Here is a 17,534-nt window from a genome sequence, read left to right on the forward strand (position 1 = left end):
TTATTCTATATTAAGTATCTGCTTAACCAGTCTTACGGCATCGGCAGCATCGGATGAATATCCGTCCGCTCCGATCTCCTCGGCATAATCGGGTGTGACCACCGCTCCGCCAATTATTATCTTTGCATCAAGATGCTCGTCCTTGGCAAGATCGACCACATTCTTCATCTCTTTCATAGTGGTCGTCATGAGTGCGGAAAGAGCTATGATGCTGGCATTGTTCTCTTTGGCTGCCTTTACGATCTCTTCCTTCGGAACATCTTTGCCTAGGTCCACGACCTTAAAGCCATAGTTCTTAAGCATGAGTGCAACGAGGTTCTTACCGATATCATGGATATCTCCGTGAACCGTCGCAATAACGATCGCGGGAAGTTCCTTACCGTCATCCGCACTGTCTTTAAGAAGCGGTTCAAGATATCCGATAGATAGCTTCATTGCTTCAGCACCCGCGATGAGCTGCGGAAGGAAGAACTTTCCTTTATCAAAAAGATCTCCGACTTCATTGATCGCCGGCATGAGAACCGTATCAAGTATCACTCTCGGTTCGATTCCCATACTAACGGCTTTCTCTGTATCTTTTACGATATTTCTCTTCGAGCCGTTAAGCACATCTTTTTTTATTATACCAAGAATATCACCATCAGCGGCAGTGTCCTTTTTAACCTCTTTTGCCGGAGCATCACCCTGTGCATTATTAATCTCATATCTCTGCATTCTCTGAATGTATCTCAGATCCGCGCCTTCCTTATTGCGCAAAAGATCCGACGCAAATGCAGCATTTACGAGCATTTCCTGTGATGGATTGGCGATTGCCATTGTAAGTCCGTTTTGGATCGCCATTGTAAGAAATGCGGTATTTACATTACTTCTCTGAGGAAGACCAAAAGAGATATTGGAAAGTCCGCAGATCGTAGCATAGCCGTTATCATGACAATAAGCGATAGTATCAAGTGTATTAAGCGCAGCCTTCGGGTCCGCACCAACCGTCGCAACAAGACCATCCACGACAATGTCTTCTTTTACCATTCCCATATCAAAAGCCATCTTGGAAAGCTTATTGATATTGTCGATCTTCTCCTGCGAAGACTTAGGAAGTCCCTCGGGATTAAGAGGAAGCAGGATAAACATCGCTCCGTATTTCTTGGCAAGAGGAAGGAACACTTCTGCCTTACCTTTTTCAAGCGAGATAGAGTTCATAAGAGCTCTGCCCGGGTATCTGCGAAGAGCAGCCTCCATAACTTCTGCGCTACTTGAATCTATGCAAAGAGGAAGATCGGTAATCGAGCTCACCTCTTCCATAACGGTCAGCATCATGCTCTTTTCGTCGATTCCACTCATTCCGACGTTTATATCAAGGATCGACGCGCCGTCTTCTTCCTGGCTCTGCGCAAAATCCATGACCATCTCGAGATTTCCTTCACGAAGCTGCGCCTGAAGCTTCTTTTTTCCCGTAGGATTGATCCTCTCTCCTACTATCATGAAAAGATCGTCCATTCCAAATGATAATGAACTTCTCTCTGATGAGAGATATCTTTTGTGAAGATCCTTTCTCTTTATGTGATTACCCTCGGCATCTACAATGGTACTTGGCTTAACTTCGCCGTATTTCTCTTTGATGCCTCTTATGAAATCAGGTGTAGAACCGCAGCATCCGCCAAGCACTGATGCTCCGACATTGACAAGTCTTTCCATCTCGACAACGAATGTATCGCAGTCCATGTCATATGTCGTGTTTCCGTCTTCATCAACTGAAGGAAGTCCGGCGTTGGGCTTGGCGATTATCGGTATGCTTGTAACCTCCGCCATGCTCCTTATGATCTCTTCCATCTTATCGGGGCCTGTAGAACAGTTCGCTCCGACAGCACATGCGCCGAGCGCTTCCATTGTAATGGCACTTGCTGCCGCGTCAGAACCAAAAAGCGTTCTTCCGTCAGCTTCAAATGTAAGAGTCACCATAACGGCAAGGTCCGAAACCTCTTTTGCCGCGATTAGAGCTGCTCTGCATTCCTGAAGACTCATCATGGTCTCCACCACGAGAAGATCGCAGCCTGCATCTTCAAGGATCTTTATCTGTTCCTTATATACATCAACAAGCTCTTCGAAATCGAGATCTCCGATAGGCTTAAGCTGCTTACCTGTCATTGTAAGGTCGCCGGCGACAAGCGCTTTGCCTGCTACCGCTTCTTTTGAAAGCTGTACAAGCTCGGTGTTTATCTTAACTATATCTTTATCAAGTCCGTAATCGGCCAGCTTGATCCTATTTCCTGTAAATGTCGGTGCATAGACAATATCGGAACCCGCCTCGGCATAGTTCTTCTGAAGTTCCTTCATTACATCTTTATGTTCAAGGATCCACGCCTCCGGACAGACTCCGACCGGCATTCCGGCTTTGATCAGATTAGAGCCGGTAGCTCCGTCCAGAAATATGATCCTGTCATTACAAAATTCCAAAAACTGTTCTCTTGTCATCTGCTGTGTTCCTTTTTAAATAATAGCGGCAATATATAAAACATGATCAAACATATTGCCATAATGAGAAGCGGCTTAAGCCACATCGTCGGATAAGGTATTACCTCGGCATATGATAATCTATCAACTACTGCAATTACAAGTACATGATAATAATAAATATAATTCGAACTCTTTTTTCCAATCTTATAAAGATGATCTCCCGCATGAATTTTGCACTCGGATAAAAGAAATACTCCGATAACAACAAGGAGTGAACCTATATAGATTTCCTTTTTGCCGAAAACAAAAGTCTCAGCAACTGACATTACAAGACCGGCCGCGATCATAAGAATGAATTTTGTTTTGTGTAAGGTCATTACATTTAAATAATCATCGCCGTATTTTAATCTCTTTTTCCTAAATATATCAGCAAGCAGAATACCGATAAGCACAAACGGGAGTCCGAAAAAGAGCCAGTTTCTCAGTATGTACCATGTTGTAATGCTGATATCAAATGGTCTTATAGGATAAAAAGTCTGAAGTGCCTCTCCAAAATATAGCATAAATATAAGGAATGCTATAAGAACCTTATACCACTTTCTAAGTACTCGCGCAAAAATATAAATAAGTCCGACCGTATAAAGCAGCGCAAACAAAAACCACAGATGGTCAAAAACATAGACAGAATCATATACAACGGTACTTGTATTAAACAGCAAAAATAAAATGCATTCCTTTAAAGAATACTTGGAAAGCAGCCATTCTTTTACCGAATCCCCAAGGTATATATGTACCAAAAGAGAAAAGACAAAATAAACGACATAGACACTCGCCGTAATCTTTAATAGTCTGATCCAGTATTTTCCGCACTTTTTCCTTATATCAAGTACGCTCTCATCGCCGTCACGAAGAAGATATCTTCCGGAAAGCACAAAGAAAAACGGAACCGCAGACCTGCTTATCGCTTCGATCGCAAGTCCGAAATTACCGGGAAATCTCGTATGTATCACGATTACGAGCATACACGCTATGAAACTGATTAAATATAAAAATCTGTTTTCTTTTTTCATGGATATCTTCTGACTAGAAAAGAAGCACTGATATTACTCAGTGCTTATATCTGAATCTATAGTTGACAACTGATACGCATCTTCTGTCTCGACTGAAACACCTTCACCCGAAGGAACCTCTCCGTGAAGGACCTGAAGTATTACCACTGCTCTGTTATTGGCTCTCTCGTAATACTGAGAAGCGAGCTGCTCGTTATCTTCATCGAAATCGCCGTCATAAGCAAGATGATAACACTCATTGGCTTTCTGCATATACTCGGCAGCCTCAACGGTAATATCGGAAATACCCGAAAAGGCTTCGGGGACTTCAAGCTGTCCCATCTGTTGATACGCATCATTCATTTCATCAAGGTAACCTAAAAGCTCTTCTTTAGAGCCTTCCGAATCAGCATCTATAGCATCGATAGAATCGCCAAGACTTGCAAGCTTATCATAAAACTGTGTCATCTCGTTTTTGTATGCTTCAAGCTTATCGTCTTTCTTGGCACAGCCGATGGCATTTAAAACTAAAATAATTAACAAACCCAAACAAAAACTTTTTCTAAAAAACTTTTTCAAAATATCACTCCGTATATCAGTCAGAATATTTGGAAGCCGCCTTAAGTCTGGTAAGAGCTCTTGCTAGTCCCGCCTGAGATTTCTTGAACTCTTTGATGGACTGTTTGTGCTGAAGATGTTCCATGGCAAACTCATAAGCCTCCCTTGCTCTTTGCTTGTCAATATCTTCAGGTCTTTCAACGGTATTCACAAGAACTATACACCTATTGTTGGCTACTTGTACAGACCCCAAACTTACAACTCCGTATAGCCATTCTCCGCCGGGCTGTTTGATCTTTATAACTCCGTCGGACAAAGCAAGGATAAGCTCCTCGTGATTGGCAAGGATAGCAAGCTCACCGTCAGCGCAGGGAAGGATAATCTCCTCTGCTCTGTCATCATAAAATATTCCGTTTACAGATATGACCCTGAGTCCAAAGGTCGGGGCTTTTTCTTTGTTCATAATTACGCCTCTATCTGCTTAGCCTTCTCAATAACTTCTTCGATCGAACCAACGTTAAAGAACGCTGCCTCGGGATATTCGTCCATCTCTCCGTCAATAATAGCCTTAAAGCCTTTTATCGTATCCTTAAGAGGAACGAATTTTCCTTCTATTCCCGTAAACTGCTCAGCTACATGGAAAGGCTGAGAAAGGAATCTCTGAATCTTTCTTGCTCTGTATACAGTCTGCTTGTCATCATCACTAAGCTCTTCCATACCAAGAATAGCGATGATATCCTGAAGCTCTTTATATTTCTGAAGAGTCTCCTGAACTTTGATAGCTGTTTCATAATGCTCTTTTCCGACAATATCCTCTTCAAGGATACGGCTTGACGATTCAAGCGGATCTACCGCGGGGTAAATACCCTGTTCTACGATCTTACGTGAAAGAACCGTTGTAGCGTCAAGATGCGCGAATGTCGTTGCGGGAGCGGGATCTGTAAGGTCATCGGCAGGAACGTATACAGCCTGCACGGAAGTAACGGAACCGAATCTCGTTGAAGTGATCCTCTCCTGAAGTGCACCGAGATCAGTAGCAAGCGTAGGCTGATAACCTACAGCCGAAGGCATTCTTCCAAGAAGTGAAGATACTTCCGAGCCTGCCTGTACAAAACGGAAAATGTTATCTATAAAAAGAAGCACATCCTGATGCTTAACATCTCTAAAGTACTCAGCCATCGTAAGTCCGGTCTCCGCAACTCTCATACGGGCTCCGGGTGGCTCATTCATCTGTCCGAAGACAAGAGCTGTCTTATCGATAACTCCGGACTCAGTCATTTCAAGCCAGAGATCGTTTCCTTCTCTGGATCTCTCTCCTACACCTGTAAAAATGGAATATCCGCCATGCTCGGTTGCGATGTTCTGGATAAGCTCCTGGATAAGCACAGTCTTACCAACACCCGCACCTCCGAAAAGTCCGATCTTACCGCCTTTTGCATAAGGAGCGAGAAGATCGATAACCTTAATTCCGGTCTCAAGTATCTCAACAACAGGGCTCTGATCAACGAAATCCGGAGCTTCTCTGTGAATCTCCCACTTCTCGCTGCAGGCTACTTCTCCCTTATTATCGATAACATCGCCCATTACGTTAAACAGACGACCCAAAACTCCTTCGCCTACGGGAACAGAAATAGGTCCTCCCGTAGAGATTACCTCCATGTCCTTGCATAAGCCTTCACTTGGAGATAACATGATACATCTTGCGACATTGTCGCCGATATGCTGAGAAACCTCCATGACACGCTTTTTTTCTTCTACATATACATAAAGAGCGTCGCTGATATATGGAAGATCGTTGTCTTCAAATTTTACGTCAACAACCGGTCCCATGACCTGTATAATCTTACCGTTTTTCAAAAGAATATCCTCGATTCGTTAATTAGCTTCTTTGGCTTTGGCCGCTTTTTTTGCCTTCACTTCCTTGGCATGCTTAAGCGCCTTGGCACCACTGACAACCTCAGTTATCTCCTGAGTTATCATAGCCTGTCTTTGCCTGTTATAGGTTCTTTGAAGATCCATTATCATCTTCTCGGCATTTTTATTGGCATTATCCATCGCCATCATACGAGCACTCTGCACGCTGCAAAATGCTTCTACAAGCGCTCCATATATAAATCCCGTAATATAATTGGGAACTATATTATCCAAAACGGCGGAGGGACTTGGTTCCATCAGGAATTCCTCAAGTATGGTTCCTGTTGGCACCTTCTCTTTTCTGATGTCTGTAATGATATCAAGCGGAAGGAGCTTTTGGAATCTGGTCTCCGTCTTATTGCCGTGAACCGTCGTATAAATGATGTAGAACTCATCGACCTGTCTTGTGTAGTAATACTCAAGTATCTCGGCCGCGATCTTTCTTGCTCTGTGAAGAGTGGGATTCTGAGAAGTAAATATAAAAGATTCCTCGATCTTCATATTCTTTGTAGCAAAATGAAATCTTCCGACTTCGCCGATCACAAAGAGCTTCCATCTGTCACCGTCTTCTTTGATATATTCCTCGGCAAGCTTGATAACATTGTGGTTATATGCGCCCGCAAGTCCCTTATCATCAGTAAAGACGATGTAACCGCGCCTTCTTTCTTCCTCGGGAATATCAAGTCTTGTCTCCAAAAAGATATTCTCAACTTCCTCGGGTAAATGCCTTACAATTCTGGATATCATAGCCTGAGTGGAAAAGAAAAACGGCTCGGTATCTGTCAGCATCTTCTTTGCTCTTTGGAGCTTGGTTGAAGATATGAGATACATCGCATTTGTAATTTTCCGGGTATCGTTGACACTTTCTATTCGATCCCTAATCTCTTTAATAGTTGCCACTTGCTATTTCTTCCTTAAGCTTTTTGTTCTCCGCATCGTTAAACTCATCTACGGCGTCCAAAATTCTCTTTTTCAAAAGATCCGAAAGATCCCTGCTCTTGGTAAGATCCTCACAGATCTCGCCCTGCTCGGTATTAAAGTAAGTAAGGAGTCTTTCTTTATAATCTCTGACACTCTTGACGGGAACCATATCAAGCTTACCCGAACCTACGGCAACGAGTATGATTACCTGCTCATGCATCGCAAGAGGATGCTCAAGAGGCTGCTTTAAAAGCTCCATCAATACATTACCGTGATCAAGCTGCTTCTTGGTGGCTTCGTCAAGATCAGAACTGAACTGCGTAAACACAGCCATTTCTCTATACTGCGCAAGATCCACTCTGATACTTCCCGCAGCCTTTTTCATAGCTTTGGTCTGAGCCGCAGATCCTACACGGGATACGGAAAGTCCGACGTTAACGGCGGGTCTCATTCCCTCAAAGAAAAGATCGCTCTCAAGGAAAATCTGTCCGTCGGTAATTGAAATAACATTGGTAGGGATATATGCCGATACATCGCCTGCCTGTGTCTCTATAATAGGAAGCGCCGTAATGGACCCTCCGCCCAGCTCTGAAGACAGCTTACTTGATCTCTCCAAAAGCCTTGAATGCAGATAGAATACATCTCCGGGATAAGCTTCACGTCCGGGCGATCTTTCAAGAAGAAGCGAAAGCGCTCTGTAAGCTACAGCGTGCTTGGAAAGATCATCATATACTATAAGAACATCCTTGCCCTGATGCATGAAATACTCAGCGAGAGCCGTTCCCGAATACGGTGCTATGTACTGAAGAGGCGCCATATCGGATGCCGTTGAACTGACAACTATGGAATAATCCATAGCTCCCGTATTTTTAAGGGTCTGTACGATCTTGGCAACGGTTGATGCCTTCTGACCGATGGCAACATAGACGCAGATAACGTCCTTGCCCTTCTGATTGATGATCGTATCAAGTGCAATCGAAGTCTTACCCGTCTGTCTGTCTCCGATAATAAGCTCTCTTTGTCCTCTACCTATGGGGAACATGGTATCTATTGATAATATACCCGTTTCCATGGGTTCGCATACAGACTGTCTTTCAACGATACCGGGTGCAGGCTCCTCTACAGGTCTGTAGCCCGATTCCTTGATATCACCAAGTCCGTCTATCGGTGCTCCGAGAGCATCGATAACTCTTCCGATAAATGCTTCTCCCACGGGGATACCGGCCTCTTTATATGTTCTGACAGCTCTTGTTCCCTGTCTGATCGATGTATCATTACCAAAAAGAATGCATCCGATGTGATCGTCTCTAATATCCTGAGCCATACCTCTGGTACCGCCCTCAAACTCAATGATCTCACCGTAAAATGCATGTTCTATTCCGTCAATATTTGCAATGCCGTCTCCGACCCAGGTAACCGTACCGACTTCTCGGTCTTTGATAGAAAGATCGAACTTCTCAACCTTATTGCTGAGCATTGAGATGATCTTGCCCGTCTCTCTGTCACCGGTCTTGCGGCTTATCTTATTAAGTTCAGCACGAAGCTGTTTGGCCCTTCCGGCATCCGACCAGTCATACTCATAGTTTTTACACGACACTATGAATCCGCCGCCGATGGAAGGATCGCATACAAGCTCAACCTCTATGTCATCAACTTCAAACTTCTTGCAAAGAACAGACTTGATCTTGTCAAACTGTTCTCCGCTCGGAGCAGTATCTGCATAGCGGAGCTTAGCTTTTAAAACATCACTCATTGTTTACTCCGGCTTCAATTATAAATTTGTCATACAGTTTTTTGTCATCTTCACTGCTGTGCTTGGTAGCCGCAATCTTGGAAGCCGCATCGATAACCATATCGGTAAGCTGAGCCGCATAAACCTCTTTGGCACGCTCATTCTCAACCTCAGCATTGTGCTTGGCTTCTACGAGAATCTGCTCTCCTTTTTTCTTAGCATCGCTTACTATACGATCATACTCAACATAGCCCTTCTTTTTGATCTCGGAAAGAATATGCTCCTTTTCGACATCAACGGATGCTATCTTATCCTCGTATTCTTTTTGCGTGGCAAGAGCTTTCTGCTTGGCCTCTTCTGCTTCCAAAGTAGCTTCGTCGACCTCTTCCATTCTCTTTACAAGAACTTCATCAACTCTGCCAAAAAGAAACTTCTTGGCAACAAAAAACAAAAGCAAAAGATTAAAAACTGTACACCCAATACTTAAGATACTAACATTTAACACGTCTATACCCTCGTCTCTAATAGTTTAATCAAAGATCATGTAGAAGAGATGATCATAATAGCCACAACGAAGCCGTAAATAGCTGTCGCCTCGGCAAGTGCGCATCCAAGAATAAGAAGCTTCATGATCTTTCCGTCCGCTTCGGGCTGTCTTGCAACCGCATCAGTTGCCTTAGCTGTGGCAAGGCCGATACCGATTCCCGCTCCGATTCCTGTAAATGCTGCAATAGCTGCACCTAATGCTGTTAAATTCATCTTACTGTTCCTCCTTAGCGTCAAATATTACTCGACTGCTTCTTTTATATATAATGATGTCAAAAATACAAATACATACGCCTGTATCGCTCCATCAAATATATCAAAATAAACACTTAATAATGCCGGGAAAATGATCGGCAATGGCATAACAAACTTGATAAGTTCCATGATTACCGTCGCTCCCAAGATGTTACCGAAAAGTCGCATGCACAAAGACAAAGGTCTTATCGCAAGCTCAAGTATGTTCATAGGTGTGATGACCGCCATCGGCTGTGTAAAGCCCTTGAACCACTTTCCTACACCTTTCTTACGAAGACCTGCCGCTTCGACAAGTATTATACTCATAAGAGCAAGCGCGACCGTAACTGTCATATCCATAGTCGGCGGAGTGCCTCCGAACAGACCGACCAAATTACATGCACAGATAAAAATAAGTACCGTGGCCATAAAGTCCTGATATCTTACGCCCTCTTCTCCGAGCATGCCTCCTGTGACTCCTCTTATCCAGAGTACAAAACTTTCAACGGCAGCCTGCCTTTTTGAAATATTATGCACCTTAAAACCATGGGTAAGAAATAAGATTAAAAGAATAAGAATACCTATTACTATCCAAGAAACAACAACTGACTTATAAAGATCAAATAATCCGTTCCCGTATGGGATATGAATAAATGCTTTATCTTCTTTAAGAAGTTCATCAAATAGTTCTTTCATACAGCTCTCCTGTTAATCAAAACTATAGACTATTATAGAATTTATGCGGTAATTGTGCAATCCTTTTCACGGTTAAAACATATTTTGTGCAAATAATATTCGTCTCAAAGTTAAAGTATTCAGAATATTCCGTCAAAAGAACGAGGCATCTCTGCCTCGTTCAATCGTAGAATTTATTTAACGTTTACTTCAAAATTAGATGATCTCGATCGCGTCCTTTTGAGCATTTGCTTTGACGATCATCTTGTCATAAGTTTTTCTGTCATTTTCTATCCTGAGCACGATACCGTCGATAACAAATATCGTTCCGGCGTACGCTATCTCGGTAATAATTGCCTGAGCGGTACTTCCCTTGTCAATTTCAGCCTGAATACGTACCTTTTTGGCAGAAAGCTCTTTTATCTTGGCTTCCTTCATTCCTACGGCAGCATTGATCTTGATCTTCCACTGCATTCTCTGTCTGTCGACAGCACCGGCTTCCTGAAGCTTAAGGCTCTCCGTCTGAAGTGTCCTCAGATCCTCTTCCTCTCTGCTTATCATCTTTTGAATGTTGTTGTACTCAGTAAGGAGCGAACCGTTGACTCCAAGATTGATGATAGTCTTAGCTCCGGACCTGTTACCTACGGAAGCAGTTTCAATTCCGACAAGGCTCTGGCAGGTTCCTCCGTATATGATTCCAACGCGGCCATATGTCTTGATAAGACCGCTTGAGTTAATCTTACAGTTGATAAAATAGTTTCCGGAGATATTCTTACCCGTTATGGTAACACCCTCAAAGAACTTGGCGGAAATATCGCCCTTAGCGGTAATGGAGCCTCTTATAGGGCAGGTTGCTCCGCCCTTGATAATGACATTTCCTCCACTCACGATCACGGAGCTCTCCATATGACCGCCTATAATAATATCTCCCGTAGCCTTGATATCGCTGCTCGAATGAACGTCTCCCGTTACATATACAACACCGTCATAATTGATCTTTTTATCTGTGACCTTAACCTCAGGCACTATCATGACCTTCTGGATATTGATCACACCGTCGACCATGCTGATGGCTCCGGAATACTTGGCAACATAAGTAACCCTGTCGTTAAGGATCATGAAGCCTTCACCCTTAAGAATAGGAATCTCTTTACCGTTTCTGGCTTTAAGCGCCTCTCCGAATACGTTGTATCCGTCTTCACCTTTGGTCGCCCTGTGATAATAAGCAAGCTTATCGCCCACACGAACCTGCTTAAGCGTATCCATATTTGAAAGATCGGCCGTACCATCTTTTAATATGATAGGCTCGTTATTGGTCTCAGTATCAAAAAAGAAATCGTAATAGCCGTCAACGCCGTCAACAGGGCCTTTTCCGGCAGCAACGACGTAATTCTCATTGGGATTAAGGTGCCTTAGCATCCTTGCAATGCCCTCTTTGTCAATTCCCATTCGTATACGGCATTTTAATAGGAAATTAAATATAAGCTCTTCCGTGTAAGTCGCACCGTCGCTTCTAAGCGGAAGCTTCAGCATGCACAGCATATCGTCCGCCGTAAAAGAAATATAGTCATCCCTGTGCGCGATCATACTGTTAAGAAGAGCTGAATCATTGCTGATTCCCTCAGTCCTGTCAAGCGCTGCGGGATTATCTGTCTGAACAGTCTTCTCGGCAACCTTAAATTCACCCTTTTCAAGTTTTTCCCTGATGCGTCTCATATCAGTGGCCGTATACATCATAGTGGTGTACTTACTGATATCTACGCCTTCTTCTATTCCGATCCTTATCTCGCGCATCTGATCAGCCTGATATAAAGGCTTGGCATATGGCGATATATCTATCTGATGTTCAAGCCCGGTTCTCAGCTCATACATCTGCATCCAGCCGTATGAAGGATCGGCGTACTGTCCTACATCGACGCCGCTCTCAAGGCCAAGTCTGATCTCTTTTATCGCATCACCTCTCATATCGCCGGTGATATGCCTGTCGATATCAATGCCTTCCTTAAGACATATTCTGATCTGCTCGAGCTGCTCTGCATCGAAATTATCCTTAATATATCTGGCAATATCCACCTTATCAAGATATGCAAGATGAAGCTGTTCCAAAATACTTGCATTATACTTGGTAATCTCACCGCCACTGAAAACAAGTCCGTCAATAGCGCTCTTTCTAACTGCTCTCATCTTCATGTACGGAATATTCGGTGAAGCATAATGAGAAATATCAATTCCGGCTTCAAGTCCCTTTCTGATCTCTCTCATCTGCATGCTGTCATAAGAAGGATCCTGATAAAAGATAATGGGAACATCGTGATCTTTGGATAATCCGAGACGAAGCTCTCTCATCTGATCGGCGAGATATTCAGGCTTGGCATAAACAGACACATCTATTCCCATCGCGATACCCTGACGGATCTGTGAAAGCTGCTGAAGATCAAATCCCTGTTCCCTATAAGAAGTCATGTCTATCCCCTGAGTCATCTCAAGGCGAAGCTCTTCCATCTCCGTCCAAGGCATATTGGGGTCAGTGTACCTGGAAACATCAACCTTGTCTATAATGCCTTTCCTGATCTCGGCAAGTTGAAGCGCATTAAAACCAAGAGCCTTAAGCTTTTCAACATCGGCTCCCGCATTTGCACACAACTCTAATTCTCTCTCATAGGCGTTCTTATTAAAAGATTCAAGTCCGGCATAACTATTTAATTCGTTCACAAGTTCATCATCCTGCACTGTCATAAATTTTATGCCCTCATAAGATAAAGAATATTCAGACTAATTCCGAATATATACTAATTTTACCATAAATTATGTACCTTACTCAATAAAGTCAGAAAATGAATAATTTATGAAAAAAATATAAAAAACTATTGAAATTTATTTTAGAATCTATTAATATAATATTACAATCAATTTAATATTTAGGGGTCACTATTTAATTTTTAATTCAAAACAAAGGGGAACACGTATGAAAAAAGATGACGAAAGAACAAACAGGGGTATTTATATTGTTGGGACTATCATTTTCATTATTATCAATTTCCTGACAATGACGCATTTTAACAACGCATCCGCTGAGGAGCCGGGGAAAGCTGCTCAGGAAATCATGATTGAGATGCAAACTGAGACGCCTTCAGAGGATTACTTATTAGCACCCACTGCCGGCTTTTCTAAAGTATTGGCGGATATAAAGCTTTAACGCTTATAAAAGGAGAAAGATAAAATGAATATGAAAAAATTAGGTGCACTTATAATAGGTGCAGTTGTTGTAGCCACCAGTATGTTTACTGCTCTACCGGCTGCAAATGCTGAAGCTGCGGCAAAATCAGCTGCCGCAGACAATAAAATTCTAGGAAAAACTACAGAGAAAGCATATATCAATGAATTCTTTAACATTAGAATCCCGATATATCATAACTCTGAAGTTGCAAACGACGCTGAACTCGCAGCCCAAAACGAATGTGATGCCAACGGTTATAACGAAGACAGCAGAGTTTCAGCGATCAACAGCGGAGATACAATAGTTGCTCAGTATATTCATAATCCAAAAAAAGATATTTATGTAATGATCGGTAAATTTTCTTCAGCCGAGGAGAAAAATGAATATATGAAGCACATGAACAAAAACGATCTTACTAACACACTTGCAATCTATAAAAATGATTCTTCTTATACAGATGTTAAAGGTGAGATCAAAAAAATCGATTGCCTCGGTAAACAGCGTCCTGTAGTCATGATCACAGGAAAATGCGACGGCGAAGATTTTATGGACGTTCATCTTCATTATGTACAGAAAGATTATCATATCTCATACTTGATCAGCGGGCTTGGTACCAATCAGGTTGAACTGCTTGAAAAAGCAAAGAGAATAAAGAAACAATAAAAATATTTATAGAAAGAGTTGGGTAAAAAAATGAAAAAGAAAATTATGGCAGCGATCATAGCTGCAACTACTGCTCTCTCTGTTATGGGATGTGCAGATGAAACAGAGATCACCACAACAGATGATACTCAGATTGAAGCTACAACAAACGAAACAAGCACGCAGGATGAAACCGGTACAGAAGTTTCTTCAGAGAGCGATGACAGTATCTCAAGCGAAGATTCTTCTGTTGCAGATACAAGCACTTCTGCTTCTGACATCACAGGTAAGGATCCTTCATATCTCCTCGGAAAATCAATTGAAACTCCCGGCGACGGTTATGAGGACAATGTATATGAAAATGAGTTTTTAAACTTAAAAATGGAAACACCTGCTTATATCTATATCTCTGAGGATTCATTCCGTGCCAAAGAGTACAACGTTTCCGTAGATGAATGGCCCACATTTGCCATAGAAACGATTGAATCCGGAAAGCCTGTAATTGCTCAGTTTGCAGGCACTGATATGGAAGTTTTTCAAGTTACAATTTATAAAGACGATGCTTTTTCAGCTGAAAAATATGATCAAATAGCAATTGATGAATTTAAGAACACAAACGGCGATCTTCCTCCAACGGATATAACATCCGAAACAAGAACCGTCAATTTCCTCGGTGAAAAGCATGATGTTCTCACAGCCAGAGGAATCTTGGGTGAAGAAAATTATATTGCCAATTATCTTACTTATTCCAAAGACGGATATGTTTTCCAGATTGAACTAAGTGGTTTCTCGGATTATATCGAATATTTCGAGAATGCAACAACGCTTAACTGAATAAATTTTACAAAACAAGCTAAAACGTGATACATTAGTACAGGCGCTTATATAAAAAATAGGAAAGAGGGAAAAACTATGAAACTCAGAAAAGTACTTGTATCAGTTTTAGCTTTATCTATGCTCTTAAGCGTGCCTGCATTCGCATGCGAGAAATCTCACCATCACCACAAAAAGAATACAGAAGTATCAGCCGACGCTTCTACTGAGGACGCTGCTGCAGAAGCTTCTTCTAATGAAGATGCAGCAACCGAAGCATCATCTACTGAAGAGGCAGCTACAGAAGCTTCATCTACAGATGCTTCTACAGCAGAGGCTTCAACAGACATCGCAGCTACAGATGCCAGCACAGAGGCTGTAATTGAAGAAGCTATCGAGAAGAATTTCAGCATCGGCGAAGTAAAGGGAAATGTTTATGAGAATTCTTTCTTCAACGTTAAAGTCGAAGCACCCGAGGATTTTAAATTTAATGAAGAAGGATTAATGACACTTGTCGGTAACTATTCTCAAACTCCATTTGCCAAGAAGGCTACTGAGGCATTTGTTCAGGTAATCTTGGATAACGATTATCCCGTACAGCTTCTCAATGCCAACAACAACAAAACTGCATCATTAGATGTTTATGTAGGTTATGTAGCTGATAATACAGATGATTACCTTAACGAAAAAGCTCTTATCGAGTCAAAGCTTAATGATATCGTAGACATGTTCAAGAATATGGGATTAACAGATGTAAAGACTTCTGTTGGTACTACTACTTTCCTTGGCGATGAGCATCCTTGTATGGATGTAACCGGAACAATGGAAGGTATTGCATATAATCACAGATATGTTTGCATCCCCAAGGACGGATATGTACTTGTAATCGGATTCGGCGGAATTGAGCAGAAAGTCTTCGCTCCTATCGCAAACGCTACTAAGCTTAACTAATCCAAAAATATCATACAATATACTATAAGCGCCAAAGACCTGTAGAAGAACTAATCTCCTACAGGTCTTTTTTCCTAATTTCACATATATGATAAAACGTGATAAAGTATATATAACGCTTAATACACAACGAAGGGAAAGCGAGAATGAACATGAATAAATCATTTAATAAGAAAATCTTAATTCCTGCACTTGTATTATCTATGCTGTTTGCAGCTCCCGCATACGCAAGTGAAAAAACAAATGAGCTCCCTCAAAAAGAAGCAGTATCTGCGGAATCACAAAGTACCGCATTTACGCTTGGTGAAATTAAAGACGGAGCCTATGAAAACTCATTTTTTAACGTACGCTTCCCTGTTCTCAAAGGAATGAAGTTTGATAAAGACGGAAAGCTCACGGAGCTTGGCAAAAAAGCATCCGATCCTGCCGCAACAGAGGCAGTTATCGCTCAGATAAACGAGCACACTCCTGTCATTTTGGCAAATGCTACTACAAGTAAATCTTCGGTCTTTACTGTAATTGCTACCTTCGTAGGAAAAAACGTCACAGATCATTACGATGAAAAATCCATTGTAGAATCCAAGCTTAAGCAGGTTGTATCGGATTACGACAGTGTCGGGGGCTTTACGGATCTTACAACTACAATAGATACCATTTCTTTTCTCGGAGAAGAACACCCTTCTCTTAGTGTCACAGGAAAAGTTGACGGTGTTGAATTCAAGCAGCGTTTCCTGTGTCTTACAAAGGACGGTTACGTAATGTTATTCGCTCTTGCCGGAACTAATGACAGTCCGTTTAGCATGATTGATCAGGCAACAAAGCTTTATTGAATCAATCTCCTTCAATAATAGCTAAGATTAAAATTCCAACTATAACTAAGAACAAAAAGAAATACTGTTTGGCTTTTAACTTCTCTTTTAAAACAAGTCGAGATAATATCAACGATACCACACATACAGATGAAATGATCGGTGCGGCGATAGCTCCGTTTCCGCTCATGGCGTATACATATGTGAATTGTCCAGCGGTCTCACATACAGCTGCAAGTATCTTGTCTCTCTGCGTAGGAAGTTCAAATTTAACACCCTTTACAAGCATAAATATCATTAAAATAACAGCAACGATAAAAAATGAAAGTTCATATGAAGTATTCGCGACCTCTTCTATCGTTTCTTCCGTAACACCAAATAAAGGGCTAGTCTCCATATCTAAGAAATATATATCCAGAAAGCTTCCGAGCGCATCGATCATAGCGTAACAAAAAGGCATTGCAAAGGCTATGATTGCCATCTTCTTTCCTATCTTCTTTTTTCTGTCCGTATCACCGGTATTATCCAAAAATCCGATTCCGAGAATACCTATTACGATGATTATTATAGCGACAACAGAACCTCTTGCTATAGTTTCACCAAGAAAAACAACACACATAAGTGAGCAAAGAGCTCCGGATGTATTCTCTATGGGATCAGAGATCGATTCTTCCAAAAATCTCATTCCAAAGAAAGAAAACGCCATTGATACGATATAACAAAGAGATACCGGAAGGTATCTGATAAGATTTATCGGATCATAATTTATATCCTTGGTAATAAGCGTAAAGAGTGCATGTATTCCCATTACCACACCGACGCATACGCATATCTTAAGGTGAGCATATTTCTCATGCTCTCTTGCTCCCTTTTTATAAAAGAGCTCGGCAAGTCCCCATATAAAGGTCGTAGCCAATGCAAAAAACAACCACATATTATTCCCTCACTAATACTTTTATTTCATAAAGAGTATAGCATAAAAAACATGAACTCTTTCGAGATTCTTTTACAATACAATCAAA

At 41.8% G+C, this 17,534-nt stretch carries 17 protein-coding genes; 5 read left to right on the plus strand and 12 right to left on the minus strand.

The window, feature by feature from the left end:
* The 11 genes from D6853_RS04620 to D6853_RS04670 form a co-directional block, all read right to left on the minus strand.
* Positions 1–2,469 (minus strand): homocysteine S-methyltransferase family protein, encoded by a 2,469-nt coding sequence (locus tag D6853_RS04620; RefSeq protein ID WP_120656828.1) that lies wholly within the window; start codon positions 2,467–2,469, stop codon positions 1–3.
* Complete coding sequence (locus D6853_RS04625) at positions 2,466–3,521, minus strand: acyltransferase family protein (protein WP_120656829.1); 1,056 nt, start codon at positions 3,519–3,521, stop codon at positions 2,466–2,468. Before D6853_RS04625 ends, D6853_RS04620 begins: the two co-directional genes overlap by 4 nt.
* A 33-nt stretch (positions 3,522–3,554) precedes the next feature.
* Positions 3,555–4,043: a hypothetical protein gene (locus D6853_RS04630; protein ID WP_147367699.1), complete on the minus strand. Its 489-nt coding sequence runs from the start codon at positions 4,041–4,043 to the stop codon at positions 3,555–3,557.
* A 52-nt stretch (positions 4,044–4,095) separates the two neighbouring features.
* Positions 4,096–4,521, minus strand: a complete 426-nt coding sequence (gene atpC, locus D6853_RS04635) for an ATP synthase F1 subunit epsilon (protein ID WP_120656832.1) — start codon at positions 4,519–4,521, stop codon at positions 4,096–4,098.
* A 2-nt stretch (positions 4,522–4,523) separates the two neighbouring features.
* The gene (gene atpD / locus D6853_RS04640) at positions 4,524–5,915 is read right to left on the minus strand and encodes a F0F1 ATP synthase subunit beta (RefSeq protein WP_120656834.1); all 1,392 of its coding nucleotides are present in this window, start codon (positions 5,913–5,915) and stop codon (positions 4,524–4,526) included.
* A gap of 18 nt (positions 5,916–5,933) precedes the next feature.
* The gene (atpG, locus tag D6853_RS04645) at positions 5,934–6,872 is read right to left on the minus strand and encodes an ATP synthase F1 subunit gamma (protein ID WP_120656836.1); all 939 of its coding nucleotides are present in this window, start codon (positions 6,870–6,872) and stop codon (positions 5,934–5,936) included.
* Positions 6,859–8,646 carry a F0F1 ATP synthase subunit alpha gene (gene atpA, locus D6853_RS04650; RefSeq protein ID WP_120656838.1) on the minus strand — a complete coding sequence of 596 codons (1,788 nt, stop codon included), beginning with the start codon at positions 8,644–8,646 and terminating at the stop codon, positions 6,859–6,861. The genes atpG and atpA overlap by 14 nt, the downstream gene beginning before the upstream one ends.
* Positions 8,639–9,130 carry an ATP synthase F0 subunit B gene (locus D6853_RS04655; RefSeq protein ID WP_158588659.1) on the minus strand — a complete coding sequence of 164 codons (492 nt, stop codon included), beginning with the start codon at positions 9,128–9,130 and terminating at the stop codon, positions 8,639–8,641. Before D6853_RS04655 ends, atpA begins: the two co-directional genes overlap by 8 nt.
* Positions 9,131–9,165: 35 nt before the next feature.
* Positions 9,166–9,384, minus strand: a complete 219-nt coding sequence (atpE, locus tag D6853_RS04660) for an ATP synthase F0 subunit C (RefSeq protein WP_120656842.1) — start codon at positions 9,382–9,384, stop codon at positions 9,166–9,168.
* 27 nt (positions 9,385–9,411) lie between these two features.
* On the minus strand, positions 9,412–10,101 hold the full coding sequence (locus D6853_RS04665) for a F0F1 ATP synthase subunit A (RefSeq protein ID WP_120656844.1): 690 nt from the start codon (positions 10,099–10,101) through the stop codon (positions 9,412–9,414).
* 195 nt (positions 10,102–10,296) lie between these two features.
* On the minus strand, positions 10,297–12,816 hold the full coding sequence (locus D6853_RS04670; RefSeq protein ID WP_120656846.1) for a DUF342 domain-containing protein: 2,520 nt from the start codon (positions 12,814–12,816) through the stop codon (positions 10,297–10,299).
* A gap of 229 nt (positions 12,817–13,045) precedes the next feature.
* Between D6853_RS04670 and D6853_RS04675 the strand changes: the two genes are divergently transcribed.
* The 5 genes from D6853_RS04675 to D6853_RS04695 all read left to right on the plus strand — a co-directional run bounded on the left by D6853_RS04675 (position 13,046) and on the right by D6853_RS04695 (position 16,533).
* Positions 13,046–13,276 (plus strand): hypothetical protein, encoded by a 231-nt coding sequence (locus D6853_RS04675; RefSeq protein WP_120656848.1) that lies wholly within the window; start codon positions 13,046–13,048, stop codon positions 13,274–13,276.
* A gap of 24 nt (positions 13,277–13,300) precedes the next feature.
* Positions 13,301–13,960, plus strand: a complete 660-nt coding sequence (locus tag D6853_RS04680) for a hypothetical protein (protein WP_120656850.1) — start codon at positions 13,301–13,303, stop codon at positions 13,958–13,960.
* Between the two features lie 30 nt (positions 13,961–13,990).
* Positions 13,991–14,773: a hypothetical protein gene (locus tag D6853_RS04685; protein ID WP_120656852.1), complete on the plus strand. Its 783-nt coding sequence runs from the start codon at positions 13,991–13,993 to the stop codon at positions 14,771–14,773.
* A gap of 78 nt (positions 14,774–14,851) precedes the next feature.
* Positions 14,852–15,703 carry a hypothetical protein gene (locus D6853_RS04690; RefSeq protein ID WP_120656855.1) on the plus strand — a complete coding sequence of 284 codons (852 nt, stop codon included), beginning with the start codon at positions 14,852–14,854 and terminating at the stop codon, positions 15,701–15,703.
* A 152-nt stretch (positions 15,704–15,855) separates the two neighbouring features.
* A complete protein-coding gene (locus D6853_RS04695) occupies positions 15,856–16,533 on the plus strand; it encodes a hypothetical protein (RefSeq protein WP_147367700.1) in 678 nt (225 codons plus the stop codon).
* Position 16,534: 1 nt separating this feature from the next.
* Here D6853_RS04695 and D6853_RS04700 read toward each other — a convergent pair whose 3' ends face one another.
* A complete protein-coding gene (locus D6853_RS04700) occupies positions 16,535–17,446 on the minus strand; it encodes a DMT family transporter (protein ID WP_120656859.1) in 912 nt (303 codons plus the stop codon).
* Positions 17,447–17,534 lie beyond the last annotated feature (88 nt).

This window comes from Butyrivibrio sp. X503 (genome assembly GCF_003625475.1).
Taxonomy (GTDB): Bacteria; Bacillota; Clostridia; order Lachnospirales; family Lachnospiraceae; genus Butyrivibrio.

Excerpts from the sequence above, each read along its gene's own strand:
- atpE (WP_120656842.1), bottom strand. The coding sequence starts at position 9,384 with ATGAATTTAACAGCATTAGGTGCAGCTATTGCAGCATTTACAGGAATC.
- D6853_RS04625 (WP_120656829.1), bottom strand. The coding sequence starts at position 3,521 with ATGAAAAAAGAAAACAGATTTTTATATTTAATCAGTTTCATAGCGTGT.
- atpC (WP_120656832.1), bottom strand. The coding sequence starts at position 4,521 with ATGAACAAAGAAAAAGCCCCGACCTTTGGACTCAGGGTCATATCTGTA.
- D6853_RS04700 (WP_120656859.1), bottom strand. The coding sequence starts at position 17,446 with ATGTGGTTGTTTTTTGCATTGGCTACGACCTTTATATGGGGACTTGCC.
- D6853_RS04680 (WP_120656850.1), top strand. The coding sequence starts at position 13,301 with ATGAATATGAAAAAATTAGGTGCACTTATAATAGGTGCAGTTGTTGTA.
- D6853_RS04665 (WP_120656844.1), bottom strand. The coding sequence starts at position 10,101 with ATGAAAGAACTATTTGATGAACTTCTTAAAGAAGATAAAGCATTTATT.
- atpA (WP_120656838.1), bottom strand. The coding sequence starts at position 8,646 with ATGAGTGATGTTTTAAAAGCTAAGCTCCGCTATGCAGATACTGCTCCG.
- D6853_RS04685 (WP_120656852.1), top strand. The coding sequence starts at position 13,991 with ATGAAAAAGAAAATTATGGCAGCGATCATAGCTGCAACTACTGCTCTC.
- D6853_RS04690 (WP_120656855.1), top strand. The coding sequence starts at position 14,852 with ATGAAACTCAGAAAAGTACTTGTATCAGTTTTAGCTTTATCTATGCTC.
- D6853_RS04620 (WP_120656828.1), bottom strand. The coding sequence starts at position 2,469 with ATGACAAGAGAACAGTTTTTGGAATTTTGTAATGACAGGATCATATTT.
- D6853_RS04670 (WP_120656846.1), bottom strand. The coding sequence starts at position 12,816 with ATGACAGTGCAGGATGATGAACTTGTGAACGAATTAAATAGTTATGCC.
- D6853_RS04695 (WP_147367700.1), top strand. The coding sequence starts at position 15,856 with ATGAATAAATCATTTAATAAGAAAATCTTAATTCCTGCACTTGTATTA.
- D6853_RS04675 (WP_120656848.1), top strand. The coding sequence starts at position 13,046 with ATGAAAAAAGATGACGAAAGAACAAACAGGGGTATTTATATTGTTGGG.